This is a genomic window from Fictibacillus sp. B-59209 (assembly GCF_036216745.1).
GTDB classification, from domain to species: domain Bacteria; phylum Bacillota; class Bacilli; order Bacillales; family Fictibacillaceae; genus Fictibacillus_C; species Fictibacillus_C marinisediminis.
In genome coordinates this window covers 179,842-201,064 of sequence record NZ_JARMMC010000020.1, presented here as the reverse complement: position 1 = coordinate 201,064, position 21,223 = coordinate 179,842, and the positions used below count along the sequence as shown (strand labels likewise).

23 protein-coding genes are annotated in these 21,223 nt (G+C 43.4%); 16 read left to right on the top strand and 7 right to left on the bottom strand.

Going from position 1 to position 21,223, the window contains the following annotated elements; all coding sequences use genetic code 11:
* Window positions 1-24: 24 nt before the first annotated feature.
* Window positions 25-423, bottom strand: coding sequence for an HIT family protein (locus P4361_RS17460; protein ID WP_328090253.1), 399 nt, complete (start codon window positions 421-423; stop codon window positions 25-27).
* Between the two features lie 235 nt (window positions 424-658).
* Here P4361_RS17460 and P4361_RS17455 point away from each other — a divergent pair, with 235 nt between their 5' ends.
* The 6 genes from P4361_RS17455 to lpdA all read left to right on the top strand — a co-directional run bounded on the left by P4361_RS17455 (window position 659) and on the right by lpdA (window position 7,016).
* Window positions 659-1,054 carry a thioesterase family protein gene (locus P4361_RS17455; RefSeq protein WP_053355506.1) on the top strand — a complete coding sequence of 132 codons (396 nt, stop codon included), beginning with the start codon at window positions 659-661 and terminating at the stop codon, window positions 1,052-1,054.
* A gap of 68 nt (window positions 1,055-1,122) precedes the next feature.
* Window positions 1,123-2,223 carry a Leu/Phe/Val dehydrogenase gene (locus P4361_RS17450; protein ID WP_248251665.1) on the top strand — a complete coding sequence of 367 codons (1,101 nt, stop codon included), beginning with the start codon at window positions 1,123-1,125 and terminating at the stop codon, window positions 2,221-2,223.
* A 33-nt stretch (window positions 2,224-2,256) separates the two neighbouring features.
* Window positions 2,257-3,318 (top strand): pyruvate dehydrogenase (acetyl-transferring) E1 component subunit alpha, encoded by a 1,062-nt coding sequence (pdhA, locus tag P4361_RS17445; protein ID WP_328090252.1) that lies wholly within the window; start codon window positions 2,257-2,259, stop codon window positions 3,316-3,318.
* A 1-nt stretch (window position 3,319) separates the two neighbouring features.
* The gene (locus P4361_RS17440; protein ID WP_328090251.1) at window positions 3,320-4,318 is read left to right on the top strand and encodes an alpha-ketoacid dehydrogenase subunit beta; all 999 of its coding nucleotides are present in this window, start codon (window positions 3,320-3,322) and stop codon (window positions 4,316-4,318) included.
* Between the two features lie 12 nt (window positions 4,319-4,330).
* Window positions 4,331-5,581 (top strand): dihydrolipoamide acetyltransferase family protein, encoded by a 1,251-nt coding sequence (locus tag P4361_RS17435; RefSeq protein WP_328090250.1) that lies wholly within the window; start codon window positions 4,331-4,333, stop codon window positions 5,579-5,581.
* Window position 5,582: 1 nt separating this feature from the next.
* Complete coding sequence (lpdA, locus tag P4361_RS17430) at window positions 5,583-7,016, top strand: dihydrolipoyl dehydrogenase (RefSeq protein ID WP_328090249.1); 1,434 nt, start codon at window positions 5,583-5,585, stop codon at window positions 7,014-7,016.
* Window positions 7,017-7,059: 43 nt separating this feature from the next.
* Here lpdA and P4361_RS17425 read toward each other — a convergent pair whose 3' ends face one another.
* The gene (locus tag P4361_RS17425; protein WP_328090248.1) at window positions 7,060-7,608 is read right to left on the bottom strand and encodes an XRE family transcriptional regulator; all 549 of its coding nucleotides are present in this window, start codon (window positions 7,606-7,608) and stop codon (window positions 7,060-7,062) included.
* A 100-nt stretch (window positions 7,609-7,708) separates the two neighbouring features.
* Here P4361_RS17425 and P4361_RS17420 point away from each other — a divergent pair, with 100 nt between their 5' ends.
* From P4361_RS17420 to P4361_RS17405, 4 genes are all read left to right on the top strand, one after another.
* Window positions 7,709-8,431 carry an AzlC family ABC transporter permease gene (locus P4361_RS17420; RefSeq protein WP_328090247.1) on the top strand — a complete coding sequence of 241 codons (723 nt, stop codon included), beginning with the start codon at window positions 7,709-7,711 and terminating at the stop codon, window positions 8,429-8,431.
* Window positions 8,421-8,732, top strand: coding sequence for an AzlD domain-containing protein (locus P4361_RS17415; RefSeq protein WP_328090246.1), 312 nt, complete (start codon window positions 8,421-8,423; stop codon window positions 8,730-8,732). The genes P4361_RS17420 and P4361_RS17415 overlap by 11 nt, the downstream gene beginning before the upstream one ends.
* Window positions 8,733-9,320: 588 nt before the next feature.
* Complete coding sequence (locus tag P4361_RS17410; protein WP_256226626.1) at window positions 9,321-10,196, top strand: Cof-type HAD-IIB family hydrolase; 876 nt, start codon at window positions 9,321-9,323, stop codon at window positions 10,194-10,196.
* A 180-nt stretch (window positions 10,197-10,376) separates the two neighbouring features.
* Complete coding sequence (locus P4361_RS17405) at window positions 10,377-11,258, top strand: glycerophosphodiester phosphodiesterase (protein ID WP_425590278.1); 882 nt, start codon at window positions 10,377-10,379, stop codon at window positions 11,256-11,258.
* 12 nt (window positions 11,259-11,270) lie between these two features.
* On the opposite strand, the gene P4361_RS17400 is transcribed toward P4361_RS17405, so the two are convergent.
* The gene (locus tag P4361_RS17400; protein ID WP_062236525.1) at window positions 11,271-11,948 is read right to left on the bottom strand and encodes a YetF domain-containing protein; all 678 of its coding nucleotides are present in this window, start codon (window positions 11,946-11,948) and stop codon (window positions 11,271-11,273) included.
* 339 nt (window positions 11,949-12,287) lie between these two features.
* Between P4361_RS17400 and P4361_RS17395 the strand changes: the two genes are divergently transcribed.
* Together P4361_RS17395 and P4361_RS17390 are read left to right on the top strand one after the other, a co-directional pair.
* The gene (locus P4361_RS17395) at window positions 12,288-13,115 is read left to right on the top strand and encodes an HAD family hydrolase (protein WP_328090244.1); all 828 of its coding nucleotides are present in this window, start codon (window positions 12,288-12,290) and stop codon (window positions 13,113-13,115) included.
* Between the two features lie 87 nt (window positions 13,116-13,202).
* Window positions 13,203-14,501 (top strand): M48 family metallopeptidase, encoded by a 1,299-nt coding sequence (locus P4361_RS17390; protein ID WP_328090242.1) that lies wholly within the window; start codon window positions 13,203-13,205, stop codon window positions 14,499-14,501.
* 33 nt (window positions 14,502-14,534) lie between these two features.
* On the opposite strand, the gene motB is transcribed toward P4361_RS17390, so the two are convergent.
* Together motB and motA are read right to left on the bottom strand one after the other, a co-directional pair.
* Window positions 14,535-15,311 (bottom strand): flagellar motor protein MotB, encoded by a 777-nt coding sequence (gene motB / locus P4361_RS17385; protein WP_053355493.1) that lies wholly within the window; start codon window positions 15,309-15,311, stop codon window positions 14,535-14,537.
* The gene (gene motA, locus P4361_RS17380) at window positions 15,304-16,089 is read right to left on the bottom strand and encodes a flagellar motor stator protein MotA (protein ID WP_328090240.1); all 786 of its coding nucleotides are present in this window, start codon (window positions 16,087-16,089) and stop codon (window positions 15,304-15,306) included. Before motA ends, motB begins: the two co-directional genes overlap by 8 nt.
* Before the next feature lie 242 nt (window positions 16,090-16,331).
* Here motA and P4361_RS17375 point away from each other — a divergent pair, with 242 nt between their 5' ends.
* The 3 genes from P4361_RS17375 (at window position 16,332) to P4361_RS17365 (ending at window position 18,836) form a co-directional block, all read left to right on the top strand.
* Window positions 16,332-16,643 carry an RNA polymerase sigma factor gene (locus P4361_RS17375; RefSeq protein WP_328090238.1) on the top strand — a complete coding sequence of 104 codons (312 nt, stop codon included), beginning with the start codon at window positions 16,332-16,334 and terminating at the stop codon, window positions 16,641-16,643.
* Window positions 16,640-17,212 (top strand): TlpA disulfide reductase family protein, encoded by a 573-nt coding sequence (locus P4361_RS17370; protein WP_256226616.1) that lies wholly within the window; start codon window positions 16,640-16,642, stop codon window positions 17,210-17,212. The genes P4361_RS17375 and P4361_RS17370 overlap by 4 nt, the downstream gene beginning before the upstream one ends.
* A gap of 187 nt (window positions 17,213-17,399) precedes the next feature.
* Window positions 17,400-18,836 carry an ATP-binding protein gene (locus P4361_RS17365; protein ID WP_328090237.1) on the top strand — a complete coding sequence of 479 codons (1,437 nt, stop codon included), beginning with the start codon at window positions 17,400-17,402 and terminating at the stop codon, window positions 18,834-18,836.
* Window positions 18,837-18,914: 78 nt separating this feature from the next.
* Here P4361_RS17365 and P4361_RS17360 read toward each other — a convergent pair whose 3' ends face one another.
* Window positions 18,915-19,598, bottom strand: a complete 684-nt coding sequence (locus tag P4361_RS17360) for a CAP domain-containing protein (RefSeq protein WP_248251683.1) — start codon at window positions 19,596-19,598, stop codon at window positions 18,915-18,917.
* A gap of 96 nt (window positions 19,599-19,694) precedes the next feature.
* Entirely contained in the window at window positions 19,695-20,231 is a 537-nt protein-coding gene (locus P4361_RS17355) for a histidine phosphatase family protein (RefSeq protein ID WP_248251684.1), read from the bottom strand.
* Window positions 20,232-20,463: 232 nt separating this feature from the next.
* Between P4361_RS17355 and P4361_RS17350 the strand changes: the two genes are divergently transcribed.
* On the top strand, window positions 20,464-21,096 hold the full coding sequence (locus tag P4361_RS17350) for a hypothetical protein (protein WP_328090236.1): 633 nt from the start codon (window positions 20,464-20,466) through the stop codon (window positions 21,094-21,096).
* The last annotated feature ends 127 nt before the right edge of the window (window positions 21,097-21,223 follow it).

Sequence of the window (21,223 nt, the reverse complement as noted above, 5' to 3'; positions counted from 1 at the left end):
GTGTTCCGGCCGGAACACAGCTTTTTATACGTTTTGAGGGCGTTTATTGAAGGGGCTTTTGAACCAGGAGCGAATTCCTCGCCCCGCGTAAGGTTCATCTGAAAAACGGGGAATAACATGAAGATGGGCATGCAGGATATGCTGGCCGCCAATTTCGCCGCTGTTCCAACCGATATTATAGCCATCCGGCTTCAGTGTTCGATCAAGATAAGCTTTAGCGAAGGCCAAAAGACTGTAGGTATCGTTCCATTCTTCCTGTGTAAGATCAAAGACAGACGGCCGGTGAGCTTTTGGAATGATTAATCCGCTTCCTTCAAGGATCGTCTGGTTTTGCGGGCTTTGGATATACAGACACGTTTTGTTTTCGAACACAATCTCCTGATCCTCCAGCCCGAATGGCTGGCATAAAAGACACTTTTCCATATTTTCACTCCTTCTGGTTTTTATTTTTTCATAGTCTTGCTATATTGTATAGATTTGAAATCTTCAGGCTATTCATTGACTGACTATTCAACAAAATGATATCATTACGTTAAGAAAACGTTATATAATTATCGTGTTTAAACGAATGAATAAATGAGGGCATGGACCATTAGCTGGAATATGTCCTCATTGTCTGCGGTCTAACGAATGGATGTATCTATTAAGAGGTGATGTCATGAAACCAGGAATGAAAATCGGTGATACAGCAACCATTACAGCTGTAGTGACACCGGATATGTTTGCGCAATTCGAAGGAAAGCTCGTTCATCCTGCTTATTCCACCGTATCCATGGTCTATCATATGGAGTGGGCAGCGAGGCAGATTATTCTGCCTTACCTTGAAGAAGATGAGGAAGGAATAGGTGGAGGAATCAAAGCTTCCCATCTAGCGCCTACACCTGAAGGAATGAAGCTTGAAATACAAGCAACCCTTACAGAACTAAAAGGAAGAGCTGTGATATGCAAAGTTGAAGTAAGAAATGAAAAAGCAACAGTAGGAGAGGGAGAGGTCACACAATACATTCTTCCAAAAGAAAAAATCTCTCAGAAACTGCATGAAATGACGAGCTAAATGCCATAAAATGAAAGCGCTTACTTTAAAGCGCCAAAGAGATAAAGGATCACCAAGGGGGAGTAAGCATGTTTGAAAAGATATCACAGCATGAACAGGTTGTATTCTGCAACGATCAAGCCACCGGCTTAAAAGCCATTATTGCAATACATAACACCACGCTTGGGCCGGCACTAGGAGGCTGCAGAATGCGCCCGTATAAATCAACGGATGAAGCACTTGAGGATGTACTTCGGCTGTCAAGGGGGATGACGTACAAGTGTGCTGGAGCAGACGTGGATTTTGGGGGAGGAAAGTCGGTGATCATCGGCGATCCGACAACAGATAAATCTCCGGCATTATTCCGTGCTTTCGGCCAATTCGTAGATTCTCTTAACGGCCGCTTTTATACAGGCACAGATATGGGGACAACACCGGATGACTTCGTGCATGCCCTGAAAGAAACGTCCTGTATAGTAGGTGTGCCGGATGAATATGGAGGAAGCGGGGATTCGTCCGTCCCTACTGCACAGGGTGTCATATACGGGCTTCGAGCAACCATCCAGGCGCTGTATGGCTCAGAAGATCTTTCCGGTATGTCCTACAGCGTACAGGGGCTTGGAAAAGTTGGTTATAAAGTAGCGGAGCAGCTTGTCGCTGCCGGTGCCCATGTGTACGTCACCGATATTAACCAGCAGGCGCTAAAGAGTATCGTGGACCGGGCGGAGCTTCTTCCGGGAACGGTTGAAGTTGTTGATGGCGATGAAATTTACGGAGTAAACGCTGATATATTTGTTCCTTGTGCACTTGGAGGTATTGTCAATGACGAAACCATCGACAGGCTCAAGGTCAAAGCGGTTGTGGGAAGTGCAAACAACCAGCTGCTTGAAGACAAACACGGAATCTATCTTCAGCAGAAAGGAATCCTTTACGGACCGGACTATATCGTGAACGCCGGCGGGTTGATCCAGGTCGCTGATGAGCTTTACGGACCGAATAAGGGCCGTGTGCTGAACCAGACTAGAGCCATCTATGATTCTCTTCTGGCAATCTATAAACAGAGCAAGGAACAGAATCTATCTACCATGGAGGCAGCCAACCGCTTCTGTGAGGACAGGATTGAACACCGACAACAGCGAAACAGTTTCTTTTCCCATGATAAAAGACCGAAATGGAATGTGCGGCATTAAAAGGGAAGCTATCAAATTAAAGGGGGAGTTAGTGTGGAAAGTCAATTTCCGAAGAAGCAGATTTTAAACGAAAAGGGAATGCTGGTGGATGATTCATTTAAAAGCAGGCTGACGGAAGAACTCGTGAAAAATCTCTATACGAAAATGCTGAGAGCCCGTCTCTTTGACCGCAAAGGAGTAAACCTTCAGCGGCAGGGCCGTATCGGAACGTACGTGCCGTTTGAAGGCCAGGAAGCGGCGCAGATCGGCAGTGCCATGGCGATGGGAGAGGGAGACTGGATGTTCCCTACCTACCGTGACCATGGGGCGACGTTAACGTTCGGACACTCCGTAAAGAATGTGCTTCTCTATTGGAAAGGCCGCCAGGAAGGCTGTATTCCCCCCGCTGGAAAGAACATTTTTCCGCCTGCCGTTCCGATTGCTTCTCAGCTTCTTCATGCAACCGGGACAGCATGGGCTGAAAAAATGAAAGGAACAGACCGTGCCTCCATCGTTTACTTTGGAGATGGAGCGACCTCAGAGGGTGATTTTCATGAAGGGCTTAACTTTGCGAGCGTGTTTAACATTCCGGTTGTCTTTTTCAACCAGAACAACGGTTTTGCCATCTCTGTTCCAATTGAAAAGCAAATGAAGGCAAAGACCATCGCACAAAAGGCACTCGGCTATGATATTGAAGGAATAAGGCTGGATGGCAATGATGTATTTTCCGTGTACTTCCATACTAAAGCCGCCATTGAAAAGGCAAGGGCTGGAGGCGGTCCTACTTTAATTGAGGCCGTTACCTGGAGATATGGTGCCCATACGACAGCAGACGATCCGTCCAAATACAGAGACCAAAACGAGAGTACGATTCGGCGTGAAACGACTGATCCTCTTATCCGGCTGGAAAAGTATATGAAGATGGAAAACATCTGGGACGGCCAATGGGCTTCAGATCTTGAAAAAGAAATAACGGCGGAGATTGAAGCAGCCGTTAAAGAAATGGAAAACGAAAAACCGCCGCACGTTAATGACATGTTTGATCATGTTTTTGCAGAAAATCCATGGCCGATCAACGACCAAAAAGAAGCGTATGCGCTTATGAGGGGGGAGTAAGATGACAACTGCAGCAGTTGAAACGAAAAAGCTGACACTTGTTCAGGCTGTAACGGACGGGCTTAGAACGATGATGAGGGAAAGCAAAGAAGTCATCGTTTTAGGTGAAGACGTCGGGCGCAACGGAGGAGTTTTCCGGGCGACGGACGGTTTGATGGATGAGTTTGGCGAAAAGCATATCATTGACACTCCGCTGGCTGAGTCAGGGATTATCGGTACTTCCATTGGGCTTGCGATGAACGGCTTTCGCCCTGTAGCAGAAATGCAGTTCCTTGGCTTTATTTATCCAGCATTTAACCAGATCATGACTCATGCTTCAAGGATAAGAGCAAGAACACTAGGTGCTTTCACGGTCCCTATGGTTATCCGTGCTCCGTTCGGTGCAGGTGTGCGCGCTCCTGAAATCCATTCTGATTCGGTGGAAGCTCTGTTCACTCACATGCCGGGAATCAAAGTGGTTGTTCCGTCGAATGCGTATGATGCCAAAGGGCTGCTCATCGCGAGCATAGAGGATCCGGATCCAGTGCTTTTCCTTGAGCCGATGAGATGCTACAGAAGCTCAAAGATGGATGTTCCAGAAGGAAAGTACACCGTAGAAATCGGTAAAGGAAGTGTTCTGAAAGAAGGAGAACACGTAACATTACTGACTTATGGGGCGATGGTCGATACAGCATTAAAAGCAGCAGAAGAAGCAGAAAAACAAGGGGTAAGTACAGAAGTTATTGATCTGCGTACACTGTATCCGCTTGATAAAGACCTGATCGCCCAAAGTGTCCAAAAGACAGGCAGAGTAGTCATCGTACACGAGGCATCATCTACAGGAGGCCTTGGAGATACCCTTGTTTCTTTAATCAACGATACTTCATTCCTTTATATGAAGGCGCCGGTAGAACGGGTTACCGGTTTTGATACGCCAGTACCGATGTTTGCCCTGGAGGACCATTATCTTCCGGACGCAGCAAGAGTAACATCAGCAATTCATAAAGTGATTAACTTTTAGGAGGCTGTAAAAATGGTTGAAGTAAAGTTGCATGACATAGGCGAAGGGATGCATGAAGGAGAGATCATTCATTTCTTTGTAAAACCTGGAGATACGGTTTCCATTGACCAGCCTCTTGTTGAAGTTCAAACCGATAAAGTGACCGCAGAACTGCCGTCACCAATCGCAGGCAAGGTTACTGACATTCTTGTGAAGGAAGGAGAGACGGTCACTGTAGGAACGGTTCTTCTTACTCTGCAAGGAGAGGGTTCTGGCCAAGAGTCTATAACGGAGATTGACTCTCCAAAGGTGGTGCAGGAACCAACAGCACAAGCACCTGAAAGAGAAGCTTCCATCGCGATACTGAATAAGCGGGTTATGGCTGCACCTTACACCCGTAAAATAGCGAGAGAGCACGGCGTTGATATCGAAAAGGTGACAGGCACCGGACCGGCAGGAAGAATTACAGAACAGGATGTATTGTCGTTTGCAAAAGGAAGTACAGAACCGAAAGCATTCGAAATTCATGCAGCCGCCGAGCCTGCCGTAAAGCTGGAAATCGAAAATCGCTCTGCAGAAGCAGAGGAAATTCCATTCAGAGGCCGCCGTAGGCAAATCGCGAAAAAGATGACTCAATCGCTGTTCACCATTCCACATGTTACCCATTTTGAGGAAGTGGATATGACGAATTTGCTTGAATTAAAGAAGCAGATGAAAGAGCTGGATCCTAACAACAACAAGGGATTCAACGTTTCTGTAGCAGCGTTTTTTGTAAAAGCCATTCAGCTTGCACTGCAGGATTTCCCAATCTTCAACAGCAAACTGGATGAAGAAAAAGAAGTCATCAGACTTGAGAAGCAAGTGAATATCGGTATCGCCACAGATGCTGAAGATGGTCTGATTGTGCCGGTGATCAAGAATGTAGAACGTAGAACCATTAAAGATATTAATTCCGATATGAAAGAAAAAATAATGAAGGCAAAAGAAGGCAGGCTCACAAGAGATGAACTGACAGGCGGGACCTTCACGATCTCAAATGTCGGGCCCTTGGGCAGCATGGGTGCGACCCCGATTATTAACCATCCCGAAGTTGCTTTAATGGCTTTCCATAAAACGAAGAAGATGCCTGTTATCATCAACGACGAGATTCAGATCAGATCCATGACGAACCTTTCGATGTCGTTTGACCACCGAATCGCTGATGGGGCAACGGCAGTTCAATTTACAAACCGTTTTAAAGAACTGATTGAAAATCCTTCCGTCATGGTATTGGAGCTGATATAAAATGGTCGTAGGAGAATTTACACAAAAGCGGCAGCTGATCATAGCGGGTGGAGGGCCAGGAGGCTATAATGCAGCCATCCGGGCGGCACAGCTTGGCATGGAAGTGACCATCATAGAAAAGGAAAAACTGGGCGGGGTATGCCTGAATACTGGATGCATTCCATCCAAGACACTGACGCATGCGGCGGCAGCATTCGCTTCATTGTCTCATTTGAACGAAATGGGCATCCAAACAGGAGAAGCTGGATTTGAACTGCAGACATTTAAAGAGTATCAGCAAAAAACAGTATCAGCTCTGCAAAAAGGGATAGAGGCTCTTTGCAAAGCAAATAAAATCGAAGTCATCACCGGTACAGCTACATTTATGTCTGGGAACCGGATCGGTGTAGATTCCGGCCATCATTATGAAATGTATGAGTATGAAAAAGCGATTATTGCCGTGGGAGCATCGCCTGTATTACCTCACGGAATCGTGCCGGTGGAAGGAAAGATTATCAGTGCCGATGAACTTCCGCGCCTTCAGGAGCTGCCAGAACATCTTGTGATCAGCGGATCGGATTACATCGCGCTTGAAACGGCAATGGCTTATCGAAACCTTGGCTCGGAAGTTTCCGTCATCTGTGAGGACGATACATTTGGACTGGATGAATCCATCTCTAAAGAACTTCATCGGGTATTAAAAAAGTCCAAGATTAAGCTTTTCAAAAACAGCACACTGCTCGAAGCCTATTCATCAGAAACCAATGTCGCTATTACCATTCAAAGCGATCAGGAGAAAATCACTCTGGATGCCAGCCACCTGATGGTTTCAGGTGAATCCAGGCCAAACACGAAGGATCTGGGATTGGAATTCTTAAACATCAGCACCGATAAGCAAGGATTTATAATGGTCAATGAATTCGGTGAAACAAATGTTGATGGAATTTATGCTGCAGGAGACTGCACAATCGGCAGGAGGCTTGCCAGCAAGGCGATCAAGCAAGGAAAAGTGGCGGCTGAGCATATCAGCGGCATGAACACATCCTTTAACTTGGCGCTGGTACCGCTTATCATTCAAACTGTTCCTCCAATCGCATCAGTAGGATTGACAGAAGGAGAGGCGAGGCAGCAAGGCTATGAGGTGAAGACCGGCCAGTTTGCCATGGGAGGCAACGGGTTTGCCAGTATTGCCGGACAGAAGGATGGTCTTACAAAAATGGTCATTGATGAGAAGACAGATCTTCTTCTCGGTGTTCACATGATGGGTGCCGGTGCAGCGGAATTAATTCAGGCAGGTACAACGGCCCTTGAAATGGTAGCCAGGGATGAAGACATAGCCTATCCGGTTTATGCGCATCCATCGTTAAGTGAAGCATGGCTTGAAGCGGTTGAGCACGCAGCCGGAAAAGCGATTCATATTCCGCCTGCCAGGAAAAAGGCAACCTCACGATCGTAATACAAACAGAAAACAACCTTCCATCGTTTTGGAAGGTTGTTTTCTATGGATAATAAATCATCATCGTTATTCTTACAGGGTCATTCTCCTGATTTTCATATACATGAACATAGTCTGCAGCAAAACGAATATTTTCACCTGCTGACAAATTAAAATAGTTTTGATGGACAGTTAATGAGAGGCAGCCTTTTTCCACGAGAATGTATTCTTCTACACCATCCCCATGGGGCTCAGACGTATAATGGCATCCTGGAAGAAGTTCGACAGAATAGATTTCGAAGGATTTTCCAGGCTCCATAGGATATAGCGGCCTTACAAGGAATGTCCCATCTTTGTCTGCTATCGGTTCAACATCCGCAGTGTTTACTTTTTTGATAGCAGGCTGATCCTCCTCCAAAAAGGAACTGAACGAAACACCTAACCCATTTGCGATTTTCCACAGTGTACTGACGGTGGGATTGGATTCTCCCCGTTCAATCTGGCTGAGCATGGGTTTAGAAACTCCGGTTGCATTTGCCGTTTTTTCAAGGCTCCAGTTCCGCTGCCCTCTCATCGCTTTTAACCTTCTGCCTATAACTTCATTCAAATTCATAAAAAGAAATTCTCCTTGTTGTTTCGTTTTATATAACATACAATATGTATAATATAACATATTATCTGAAAATGAAGCTAATAAAGGAGTGTTCTACATCATGCTGCCATTCCCTTCTGCAGAAAAGGAAAGTCACCCATTCTATACAGGTATTCAGGCGGGGCTATCTATTGCTATTGGTTATTTGCCGATTGCTTTTACATATGGATTGCTGGCGAAATCAAGCGGGCTGTCGTTGGTTGAAACGGTTGGAATGAGTGTCATCGTTTTTGCAGGTGCTTCCCAGTACATTGCTCTTTCGATGATTGGAGCAGGTACGGGTGCTTTTGAAATCATCATAACCGCGTTTATTATGAATATCCGCCATTTATTGATGAGTGCTTCATTAAACGAAAGAATGAAAGATGACGCTAAGTGGATTAAAGCTATTTACGGATTTCTGATTACGGACGAGACGTTCTCAGTAGCAGCCACACGAACAGAAAAGAAACTGACATCAGCTTTTATGCTCGGTTTAGGTTTAATTGCGTATGGCAGCTGGGTCGTTAATTCAGGGGTCGGCTATTTGATTGGTGCTGGACTCCCTGCAACGATCCAAAACGGTATGGCAGTTGCTCTTTACGCGATGTTCATAGGGCTCTTGATTCCTTCTGCGAAAAAATCACGAAAAGTCATTGCATTGGCAGGAACAGCTGCACTTCTTAACTCGCTCTTTTCTCTTTATGAACCGTTGGCAGGCGGCTGGGGAATCATTTTATCAACTCTTATTTCTTCGGTAGGTATTGAATTTTTTGTTAAGGAGGAGAAGGTTCATGGAAAATAATCTGCTTTGGATGATTGCAGGCATGGGAGTTGTGACTTATCTTCCGCGTGTCCTGCCTCTTGTACTCATCAATACGAACCGAATTCCTCCCAGACTGCAGCGGATTTTGAGCAATGTTCCTTTTGCCATTCTCGGAGCATTGATTTTCCCTGGGATCCTGCATATAAACGGGGACAGTATGTGGTTTGGATTATTGGGGGCATGTGTGGCGGGCTTGACCGCGTATCTGAACTGGAACATAATTTTTGTGGTTTTAAGCTCTGTTGCGGCTTTAAGCCTCTACTCCTTTTTAATGGGATGACAAAAGTTACCACGTTAGGATAGGCATCCATTAGAAAGTTGGCGAATGGTATGGGTTTACATCTTATTCGATTTGTTGCAATTGGATTGTTTTCTACAACCGTGTTATCGCTTATTCTTTTTCAATGGCTGTTTTCGTAACCTTTGTTGCCCTTGGGAGTGTTTGATTTCCGTTTCAGGCTGCTCCCTTTCCGCGGGGCGTGCGCTGAACCCCTCGGCGCAAGTGCCTGCGGGTTTCACCTGTCANNCAAGGAAGGCTTCGGCAGTGTTATATCGCACGAAGAAAATGTGAAATTCATTTTCGAGGAATCTCGCACCTTCCACTCCAATCAACTTGTCAATGAAGCTCTTTACAAAAATGTTCCCAAAGCAACAATCTTTTAGAAATGAGCCTTTTCAATCTGTAGAAGTCCTTCATGCTTTCATCGATGTGTTTACAGGTTTTTTTCATAATGATTAAAGGGTAAAGAGCTATTGTGCTCTTTTTTTATTACAGCAAATGCGCTTGCATTCTTATAAATAATTAAGGTAATGTATTGAAAAAAAGGGGTACACTGAAAAAAGGAAAGAAGAGATAAAGGATGATAAGATGAAACTGATAGCAATAGATATGGACGGAACACTTGTAAGCAAACAATTGAAAGTGACGAAAGCGAACAAAGAAGCTATTGAGAAAGCCAGGGAAAAAGGCCATATGGTTGTGATTGCTACGGGACGTTCATTTGATGAAGCGAGATATACACTCAGTGAAGCAGAATTGTATCTTCCGTTGATTTGTGTGAACGGCGCTGAGATTCGCTCGGATAAATGGGAAAAGGTTACGAGCATTCCTATCCCGTCAAAACAATACTTTGACATTGAAAAAGCGCTTCGTGCCAACGACATCTATTATGAAGTGTATACGAGTGAGGGCACCTATACAGATAACCGTGAAAAAGCGTTTAAAGTCATGAAAGACATCGTTCTGACTTCAAACCCTGAAGCCACAGAAGACGATGTCCATAAAGCGGCATTAAGGCGGTTTAAATTGGGTACAGTTAAATATATTAGCGATTATGACAAGCTGATGGAAAAAGAAGGTCTCGAAGTATACAAAATTTTGGCCTTCTCCAGTGAGCAGGAAAAAATCGCAAACTCTGTAGACAGGCTGAGCAAGATTGATCATCTGGCCGTCAGTTCATCCGCAAATAATAACCTTGAGATTACAAATGCGGATGCTCAAAAAGGAGTTGCCCTTGAGAAGTTTGCCAAACTGCACAACATAAGCCTGAACGATACGATGGCGATCGGGGATAACTATAACGATGTCTCCATGCTTGAAAAGGCAGGCATCAGTGTTGCCATGGGGAATGCTTACGATGAAATCAAACAGATTGCAAAACATGTGACCAAAACGAATGATGAGAGCGGAGTCGCCTATGCGATCGAAAATTATTTGGAAGAACGGAAGACGAGCCTTGCTTAACAGGCTTGTCTTTTTTGTTGAGAAATATTTTCCGAGGATCATTTTTAAATTTTACAATATTTATACTTTCTAAATATTCGTTTACCTCTTATTTACACCTGCTTTATTACCGCTTAATACTCCCTTGGTATGCTTGGTCTGTTCGATAATGCGGAAGGGGAGAGTAAGTTGAACAAAAAAATGACTTCTTTACTAAGTGCGGCCGTTCTTGGAGCCAGCCTGTTTTCAGGACATAATGCGGATGCTGAATCTGTTCAAAAACACCATGACGTTCTTGACGTCGCACATCGAGGTGCATCTGGCTATGCTCCGGAACATACGCTGACTTCCTATCATATGGGTGACAAGATGCATGGAGACTATATTGAGATTGACTTGCAGATGACGAAAGACGGCAAGCTGATCGCTATGCATGATGAAACCGTCGATCGTACAACAAACGGAACGGGAGAAGTGAAAGATTTCACTTTAAATCAAATCAAACAGCTTGATGCGGGTTCTTGGTTTAATGAAAAATATCCGCAATATGCGAAGCCGATGTACAAAGGGTTGAAAGTACCTACACTCGAAGAGATTTTCAAGACATTTGGCAAAAACAAAAATTACTACATAGAAACGAAATCACCAGATGTGTATCCAGGTATGGAGGAGAAGCTCATCAGCCTCGTGAATAAATATCACATCAATAAAGACACGCTGCTCGTTCAATCGTTCAGCAAAGACAGCCTGTTGAAAGTGCACAAGCTTGACCCATCTTTAAAATTAATTCAGCTTCTTGATTATAAGAAGCATGCAGTTTTAACTGACCAGGATCTTAATTCCTATAAGCAATATGCAACTGGAATTGGTCCAAACAAAGATTTCCTGGATAAAGCTTATGTACAAAAAGCGGTAAACGGCGGATTGGAAATTCATCCTTACACCGTAAATGAAACAGCAGATATGCAACGATTGATCGATTGGGGAGTAACAGGGATGTTCACGAACTTCCCGGATAAGCTTCATCAAGTGATTGAGAAAAATAAACAGGAGCAAAATCATCGCCCTGTAAACGCAGAATGATGAGAAAGCCGCTCAGATGATGAGCGGCTTTTCGTTATTTTTTTGAGCAACGTAAAGGGTACCATCTTCCTGCAGCTGTGCAAAAAAAACAGATTTACAGGAAGAGATTCCAGCATTTTGCAGTTTCTTCTGGATCCATTCCTCAGTAAGTCCATATTCCCGCAAGTTTCCTTGCATCACAGTTCCGTCAACAATCAGTTCGGAAGGGAGGAAATGGGAGGGAGCAGCATCAGGCGTTTTCTTCTTTTTTATACTAAGCTGTCCGTTGGGCTCAAAGATAGCATAATCTACTTCTGTTATAGAGAAGATTTCCTGGTTTCTCAGCAGCATGCACAAATCATCCAGACCGAGATTGAGCTTATCCAGCGCCTGCTGCATTATCATTCCTTTTTTTATAACAATGCAAGGCTCACCCTCCAGAGCCAATTTGGACTTGGGTGACCGTTTAACAAGAAATTCGATAGCCAGGAGAGCAAAACTCCATATCAAAACCGCGACTAAGCCATTGGAAATAGGAACGTCTCTATAGTGAATAATCATTTCGCCGACGATGTTGCCAAAGGCTATACTCGTCGCATAATTAAAGTAGGTTAGCTCTCCTAACTGTTTCTTTCCAAATACTTTTGTAAAGATCAATAGAAAGATCAAACCAAGTAATGTCCTGACTACTGTTTCTGTGATACCGTTCATCCGCTCACCTCTTTGCTATTCCCATTTTTACCGAAAAGAAAGAAGAGCAAACAAAAAAGATGGCTTTAAAGGCCATCTTTTTTTGATTAGCATCCCCATGTCATTTTTTGCATAAGAAGATGGCACAGAATAAGCTGTTTCAACCTTTGCCTTAGGATTTCCACCTTGTGTTCTTCTGCTTTTGGCATGAAATTGATGGCAAGAATGGATGAAAGCTCTCTGACCGAGGGAAGTATATCACCTGGATATAAAAAATGGAAAAAAAGTTAACCTGAATACTCAGCCTGTTTTACTTCCGAAAATAATGAGCATACAATAAAGAGGAGAGGAGTTGTGTATATGCGTGAAATGATAGAAAAAAGCAAGCTTTTAATCTTTGATTTAGATGGCACCCTTTATGAGGACACTGATCATTTTGACTATTATTGCCGTCTACTTCAGCAGCGGGCGGATATATCGATACAAGGAGAGTTTTATAACTCTTATGAAGAGATGAAACAGGGGAAACATTCTGTTGCCATCGGAAAAGTGTATGACTTGAAAGAAAATGCGTCGCTCACTGTCGATCCCCTGACTTTGCAGGTAACGGCTGCACATCTTTGGGACGGTACTCAAATGAATGAAGAAACCATGAAGAGGGAGTACTCTGGAGAACTTACATATGATTTTGAACGCTTTATCGCTATTGGGGATGGCTGGTGGCTGCCCTATGTTACCGCCATGCATTACGGTCTGAGCCAGCAGGATACATGGGATTGCTACAACGCGACAAAGATGTATATGGTCAGTGATGAGTTTTCACTCACAAAAACGCCATTATTGAAGGAAAGCCTTGAGAAACTGAAGAAGAAAAAACACCTTGTTCTGATGACAAACAGTGATAAAGAAGATGCGCTGCGTCTGCTCCTTGAACTGGAGCTGCAGGATGTGTTTGATGAGATCTTTCCTTCCTCACAGAAGCCTGTAAAGACCAAAGAGATTCTGATGGCCATTACATCCAAATATAAGGTGAAGCCGGATGAAGCGGTTTCCATCGGAGATAATTTTATCAACGAAATCGCACCGGCCCTGCTGATGGGGCTAAATGCCGTGTACATACAGCCGAATGGCTACGATCTCCAGCATGACAATCTTTATATTGTTCCTACTTTGGGACAGGCTTTTTAAAAGATGTGAAAGCTTTTGCTCTTTTTTGTTCTAATTTGGACAAAGTTACCTAAACTAGGAATAGGATGTCCGTAAGGGGGAGAGCGTGTGAAAAAAGCAATTCTGGTCGCTATTGGCTTTATTTTGTATGGAGCCGCCATGTGGTATTACTTAATGCATGGGGCTCAGGCCGATCTGCCGGTACAATTCCGGGGTTCTGCTGCTGATCCTACCATGTTTATGAATGATAGGCAGCTTAAGCTGAGCTATGATTTCTCAAGGATAAAGGATTGGATCTACTTTTTGTCTGTTCCGTTGGAATGGCTGATCTATCTGCTCGTTTTAGGGTTTGGAATATCAAAAAAAATGAGGAGTACTGTCAAGCAAGTGACCCGTTTTTCAGTCATCCATACAGCTCTTTATGTCCTTTTGCTGTCCTTTGTGAGCTGGATTTTGACCTTTCCGCTTCGATACTACAGCTATACGATCTCAAGGGATTATCATATCTCCGTACAGCCGTTCAAGGGATGGATGAAAGACAGTTTGATCGACTTTTGGGTAGGGTGGATATTTACGGTATTAACTGTACTCGTCATCTATTTTTTTATCCGTAAAAGTAAGAAGAAGTGGTGGCTGTACGCGTGGCTGATCTCCATTCCGTTCACCATCTTTATGTATTTCATCCAGCCCGTTGTGATTGATCCGCTCTATAATAAATTTTATCCTTTAAAGGACCAGGTGCTGAAGGAGAAAATATTAACGCTGGCCGAACGGGCAGATATACCGGCTTCCAACGTATATGAAGTGAACATGTCGGAAAAGACCAATTCCCTCAATGCTTATGTAAATGGCATAGGGTCCAACCTGCGTATTGTATTATGGGATACGACGCTCGATAAACTGAACGATAAACAGGTTTTGTTTGTCATGGCCCACGAGATGGGTCATTATGTGATGAAACATCTGTATCAGAATCTCATAGGTGCGATCATCCTGTCGTTCTTCGGCCTCTTCCTGGGAAGCAGAATTTATTCCTGGGCGATCTCAAAGTGGGGCAAACGGTGGGGTATCAAAGGAGTGAGTGATATCGCTGGCTTGCCGGTGCTTCTCCTGATATTCAGTCTATTGTCGTTTGTTGCTGGTCCTGTTGAAAATGCGTTTTCCCGTAAAGCGGAGAAGGATGCAGACCGCTATGCCATTGAGATGACCAAGAATCCCGACTCAGCAGTTGGAGCTTTCCAGCAGCTGACGATCTCAGGGCTCAGCGAAGTGAATCCGCCAAAGCTCGTGAAGTTCTTTTTGTATGGCCACCCCACTATGCTCGAAAGGATTACCTTCCTCGATTCCTATAAACAAAAATACGAACCAAAGGAACTGGAGAAAGCAAAGAAACAAAAACGCCAGTAGCAGAAATAAGAGGATGAGCCGAAGCTCATCCTCTTATTTTGCGTTTTCAAGACTATAGTTTGGCAGGACGAGTACTTCAACACGCCTGTTTTTTGCTTTGCCTTGTGCGGTTTTGTTGCTGGCTCTCGGCCGGTATTCCCCATAGCCGCTGGCGCTTAGTGTTTGTGGTGATAGATGCGGGTTCTTCATCATGATTTGCATGAAGTTAATGGCTCGCATAGCACTTAATTCCCAGTTTGACTTGTACTTAGCCGTTTCAATCGGAACATTATCCGTATGCCCTGCAATAATAATATTTCGGGGAGGATTGGTGACGAGTAATTTAGACAGATCCTTTCCTATACTGACCGATTCTGTCTTGACGGTTGCACTTCCTGAATCAAAGAGCGCATTATCCAAAATGGTAATCAATAGGCCATTCTCTGTCAGTTTCGTCTGCAGGCTTTTCGATAGATGTTTGTCTTTTATAAAACTGTCTATTTTTTTCTGGACCTTATGAAGGGATTCTAGCTCTTCTTTGGCCTTCTCCATCCGTTCCTTTTCCTGAATCGATAATTGTACGATCTTTTCTTTTTTAGGAAGCGGCGTTGATTCGGTTGATGAGATGGGTGCCTGTTCTTCCATTACGCCGGTTCCGCCGGAGAATTGACTGCGGAACGTGCTGGCCATCTGTTTGAACTTGGATGCATCCACTTCACTCATTGCAAAAAGAACGATAAATAGCGCCAGGAGAAGAGTCAGCATGTCGGAATAAGGAATGAGCCATGATTCATCTACATGATCTTCATGTTTTTTCTTTTTTCTAGCCAATGCTGACACCCTCTTTTAGGCTTTCCCGTTCGCTTGCCGGGATGTAGGTTAATAATTTTTCTTCCAATATTTTTGGAGAGGTTCCATCCTGGATGGATAAAAGCCCTTCAATCATAATCTCTTTTAGCATGACTTCATTCTGTGATTTTCGTTTTAATTTATTGGCAAAGGGGTGCCATAGGACATACCCAGTAAATATTCCAAAGAGCGTTGCGATAAAAGCAGCAGAAATGGCATGTCCGAGGGCCTCAATATCATCCATGTGTCCGAGGGCTGCAACAAGACCGACAACTGCTCCGAGTACTCCGAGCGTCGGCGCATAGGTGCCTGCCTGTGAGAAGATGCCCGCGTTGCTGAGATGGCGTTCTTCCATCGTTTCCAAATCTTTTATTAGTACATCCTTGATAAATTCGGGGGACTGGCCGTCGACAATCATTTTGATCCCTTGTTTTAAAAATGGATCATCAATTTCTTCAGATTTCGGTTCGAGTGCAAGCAAGCCTTCCTTTCGGGCGATAGTTGCCCATTCAATGAAAATTGCAATCAGTTCTCCCATGCTTACCATCTTCTGATCGGTAAACAATATCTTAAAAAGCTTTGGAAGTTTTTTTACTTCGTTTAAAGGAAAGGCAATCATGATGGCAGCAGCTGTTCCTGCAAAGATAATCAGCAGTGCTGCGGGATTGAAGAGCGAAGAGATAGCAACCCCTTTTAAAACCATACCTACACCAATAGCAATAAATCCAATGATTAAGCCAATCACCGATGTTTTATCCATATTATATTCATCCTCGCTTTTTGCTGAATTTAAAGATAGATCTCCTGTTCCGGTTACACTTATATATCGGCGTTTCTCCATGTATTTTTATAGAAACTTCGTCGTGGCAGATGCAGAATTCCAGAATTCAGGTCATCCAAAACACTAATTCAAACGTTATCTTAATAACGCTGTTTATTACGGTAGGACAAAGCAGACATCTATAGGTATAATGACAGTAAAACGATTCAAAGGAGACAGGTATGTCAAAGCTTACGGATTTTGAACTTTATCTTAAAGTTCAAAACGGGGATAAATCAGCGCTTGAGCAGATTTACGACCGATACGAAAAGTTATTGTTTTCCTTTGCTTACCGAATGACCCAGAGGCAAGATACTGCAAAAGATGTGGTTCAGGAAGTTTTTATAAAACTTTGGAGAAAAAAAGGAGTTTATTCGGAAGAGAACCTACAGCAAAAAGCACACAGCCTAAAGGCTCTATTGTCCTTCTTTCTAAGCTGTAATATGCAGGGGAAGAAACCCATCAAGAAAAACATAAAGAGGCAGATTCTATGAAAATAAAACCATTCATTATTGTTCTCATCCTCGTTGGTTTAATCGGGCTCGCCCTTTGGACATCAAAGCAGGAAGCACAACCTAAGGACCGGAATGCATCGAGGGGTACATTCAGCCCGGTGGAGGAGAATGGACGTACAGGCTTAAAACCAGGCAATAAAGTGCCGGATTTTACGATAATGGCACTGAACGGAGAAAAGGTTTCCATTAAAGATTACCGTGGTAAAAAGGTCATTCTGAATTTCTGGGCAACGTGGTGCCCTCCTTGCCGAAAAGAAATGCCCGATATGCAGAAAGTCTTCAACCAATATGAAGAAAAGAAGCTGGAAATCCTGGCAGTAAATCTAAGATATACAGAGAAAAGCACGGATTCGGTTTCAGAATTTGTAAAGGAACGAAAAGCAGCGTTTCCGATTTTGTTAGATACGGATGGAACGGTCAGTAAGAAGTTTCAGGCGGTATCTCTTCCGACGAGTTATTTGATTGACTCCAAGGGGATAATCCAAAAAAAAATAATTGGACCTCTTTCTCAAAATCTTATGATTGATTTTGCAGAAAAGGCAAAATAAGAAAATCCCTCCTTGCTCATTTGAGCAAGGAGGGATTTTCTATCCTTCATAGGATATTATTACTAGTAATTCCTAAAGAAAATTAGGCACTTTGCATAATAGGAATTTCTTACCTTTTACCGAATTATATCAAAGGGGATCGATAGCGTACAAAAATCCAACTATGGAGAAAAGGGGTATACACACCATGGTTGAACAATTTTTAGTGAAAATGATGAATATGCAGAGGCGTATAGAACAACCTCAAAAGGAGGACGGACAGATTCATACATTGGAACTCAGTCCGGTTCAATTTTTCAAGCTGAAAAGAAAAGCTGCAGGAAACTATGTTGTCACGCACTCTGAGGGGAAGTTTGCCCAAGAAATTGCAATTCGTGGAGCTGCTGCAGTACGCCCTTTGAGTGATCTGATACCTCTTAAAACTATTCAGCACTGGGAAATTTACTTTGAAAAAGCCTTCAGCGGCCATGCCTGCTTTTTTGAAACGCACTATGCGGACCGTTCTTATCATACGGTTCTTTCACCTGTGTTTCATAATGGACAGGTATCAGAAGTTGTTGGTACTTCAACGGATTGTACACGCGATACAAAATCACGAGAAGAATTAATACTCTATACGCACAAATACAAAGAAATATTTAATAATACACTCAATCCTATTCTTTTGCTGAATAACAGCAGAGTCATTCTCGAAGCTAATCCAGCCGCGCGCAAGGTGCTGGGAATCTCACACGGGGATTTAAACCAAAACAGGCTGGATGCCTTCATCTGTGAGGAAGATGAAGGAGAATTATCTCTTAATTGGGATCTGTTCATGCTCGATCCGAGCCTCAAATGGGAGTTTAAATCAGGATTTGCAGACGAAAAAAGGCTGATTGAATTTACAGGAAAGAAAGACATACTGCCGGGCATCCACCTGTGTATCCTGGAAGATGTGACTGAACGAAGGCAGACAGAAGCCCGCCTTCTAAAAGCGGAGACCTTGAATGTCGTCGGTGAGATGGCTGCTGGAGTCGCCCATGAAATCCGTAATCCTCTCACCAGCCTTAAAGGGTTTATCCAGCTGCTTAAAAATGAAAGCCAAGCACATGATGCTTATTATTCCATTATTTTAAACGAAGTTGACCGGATTGAGTATATTATCAAAGAGTTTCTGCTGCTTGCCAAGACCGACCGCCAGCATATTGAAAAAAGCAGTCTCGTGCTCACACTAAAAGAAACAGTCTCCCTGCTTCAGACACAGGCGATCCTAAAAAACATTGAACTGGAAATGGAGATTGGCGAAGGCATTCCTGATATTGATTGTGATCCTTTTCAGATTAAACAGGTTTTTATTAATTTAATAAAAAATGGGATTGAAGCGACGGCGGAAGGTGGAACCATTACCATTAAAGCTTTCCGCAAAGGAAAAGATTATGTTCATTTCTGCTTTACGGATAATGGAACGGGAATGCCGAACCAAGTATTGGACAGAATTGGAAAACCATTCTATACAACAAAAGAAGAGGGAACAGGTTTAGGGCTCATGGTCAGCTATAAGATTATTGAAAATCATAAAGGCCGGGTAAGGGTTTCAAGTGAAGTAGGAAAAGGGACAACATTTGAAGTGGTTTTGCCGATTTAAATTGAGAGTAAATGCGGGAGAAATGAATGTCCATACAAAAAAGAGGCGCCCGCAGGGGCAGCCTCTTTTTTTTGATGATCATCCAGTGAATTCTTGGACAAACATTTTACCGTACTTTCCGCCGTCAACAATCCCGATACCAACTTTTGTGTAGTCAGATTTAAGGATGTTTTCACGGTGTCCTTGAGAGTTCATAAGAGATGTGTGAGCTCCATCAACTGAAGAGTTTCCGGCAATGTTTTCACCAGCTGTTTGGTATTGGATGCCAAACTTCTTCATCATGTCGAATGGGGAACCGTATTTTGGTGAATTGTGATCGAAGTAGTTATTGTCGATCATGTCTTGTGCTTTTACTCGAGCCATTTTAGTTAGCTCCATATCTACTTGAAGCGGTTTAACCCCTGCTTTTTCACGCTCTTGGTTTACTTTGTCAACCATTTGCTTTTCGTCAGCAGTTAATTGCCCAGCAGCAGCGTCAGACTTTGGTGCTTCACTCGCTTTTTGCTGTTGTGGAGCTGCTTGAGTTTGAGTTTTTTCTTGAGCTGGAGCTTGTTGTTGCTTTTGCTCAGCTTTTTGAGTTTGTACATCGAATCCTTGTTTTTTAAGAGATTCGATTAATTTATTTATATCAGCGTTCGATTGTCCTTGTTGTGGTTGTACTTGTACATTTCCACCTTGAGGGCAATCTTGCGCATGAGAAATTCCTGCGTTAGCACCGAATAATGATGCACCTAGAATTGAAGCTACTACTACCTTTTTCATGGATGTATTCCTCCCGTTTTTGTATAGTGATGTTAGCTACAACACAGGTTTCGCCCTTAGGTGTCCGCGGGTGGGGGTGTGGAAACAACTACCAGTTTATTTCCAGATTCTTTGGATACGGCTTTCTTCCTGTACGGTCACTTCATATACATCGGGGTTCGATAGAGCCTTCCATTCTGAAAAACCCATGCGTTCATCAAAGAGTTTTAATAACAGAGTCATTAAATTTCCATGTGTGACAAGAACGATACACTGATACGGCGAAGCGATGATTTCTTTCAGAAGCGGCCGAACCCTTTCCATTGCCTTCCGATTGGATTCTCCTCCTTCAAGAACGGCTTCAAAGTCGTAAAAGGAATGCTCAAGCAGTTTCAGCCAGTCAGGATGATCCTTTGAGGATAATATCCTTTCAGCTAAGCGGTCATCTTTTTCGATGGGGAGATCCTTAAATTTTGCCAGAGGTTCAATGGAATCAACTGCTCTGGTAAAAGGACTTGAAATAATTCTGTCAACGGGTTTGTTCATTAGAAAGTTCTTTAAATCGTGGGATTGCTGCAATCCTTCCTTTGTCAGGACAGCGTTTCTTTCCTGGCCACTGGCTTTGCAATGCCGGACAACTAAAATCGATTTCATGTGTGTTCCTCTTTCTGCAGAATATAGTTCTAACCCTCTAAACTTCGAGACCATTAAACAAGATTCCTTTCACGAATAATATAGAAGATGGAATTTAGCTGATCCAGCTTCAGTGTCCAGGGAAGAAAACTAAAAGCTTTTTTCGTCATTGGCCCTCGAAGGACGAAAACTAGATGCATTTTTTCGTCCCAGGTAGGACACTTCAGCTTTTCTTATTAGAAAGGAGTACGGTATGTATCCTGAACTTAAGCAGTTTAATCAAATAAGCAAGGATTATGAAGAACGTATAAAAGAGGCTAATGATCGATGGAAGATCCTACATAAGCAGAAGGATATGGCCTCTTCAGAGTATGAGAGTCTTCTTGGACAGTATGGCAGAAGAAATTCCCGTGTCAGTATGGAAGCCCTTCATGAGAGTAAGGACGAGTATCTCAGGCTGTTAGCGAAGGAACGGGATGCCATGGAACATCTGGATGAGCTTAAAGAAACCAGACGGGACAGGATGAAGGATTTTGTGAATACCCTTCATCAGGCAAGAGACCGTGAAGTGGATGCTGCTACAAGAACGATGAAGAAAAAGATAGAGGAAATGCACCGTTTGAAGGCAGAATATTTAATGATTGTTCAGCAGATTCATCAAATTCATCAGTATGTAAATGAAATTGAAGAATCTACACTAAAGGCTTTCCAAACGATGGACAGCCGCTATCAGCAGAGAACGGATTATTCGATCTATCCAGCTTTAGCCAAGATGGAGATCAGCCACCGTGAAATTCAGCAGGTATTTACGGCTGGAAAGCTGCCGTCTGAACTGACGAAGTACACAGATCCTTATTCTTCGTTCCATTTGCCCAGAAAGAAATAATCAAAAAAAAGCCATAATCTTAGGGATTATGGCAAAAGCCGAACGCATGATGAAGAATTGGGGTGGGGAAGAGCTTTTTCTGCCGGAGAGACTTTTAAGCCGGCAGGATAGAGTGACATTCTCTACA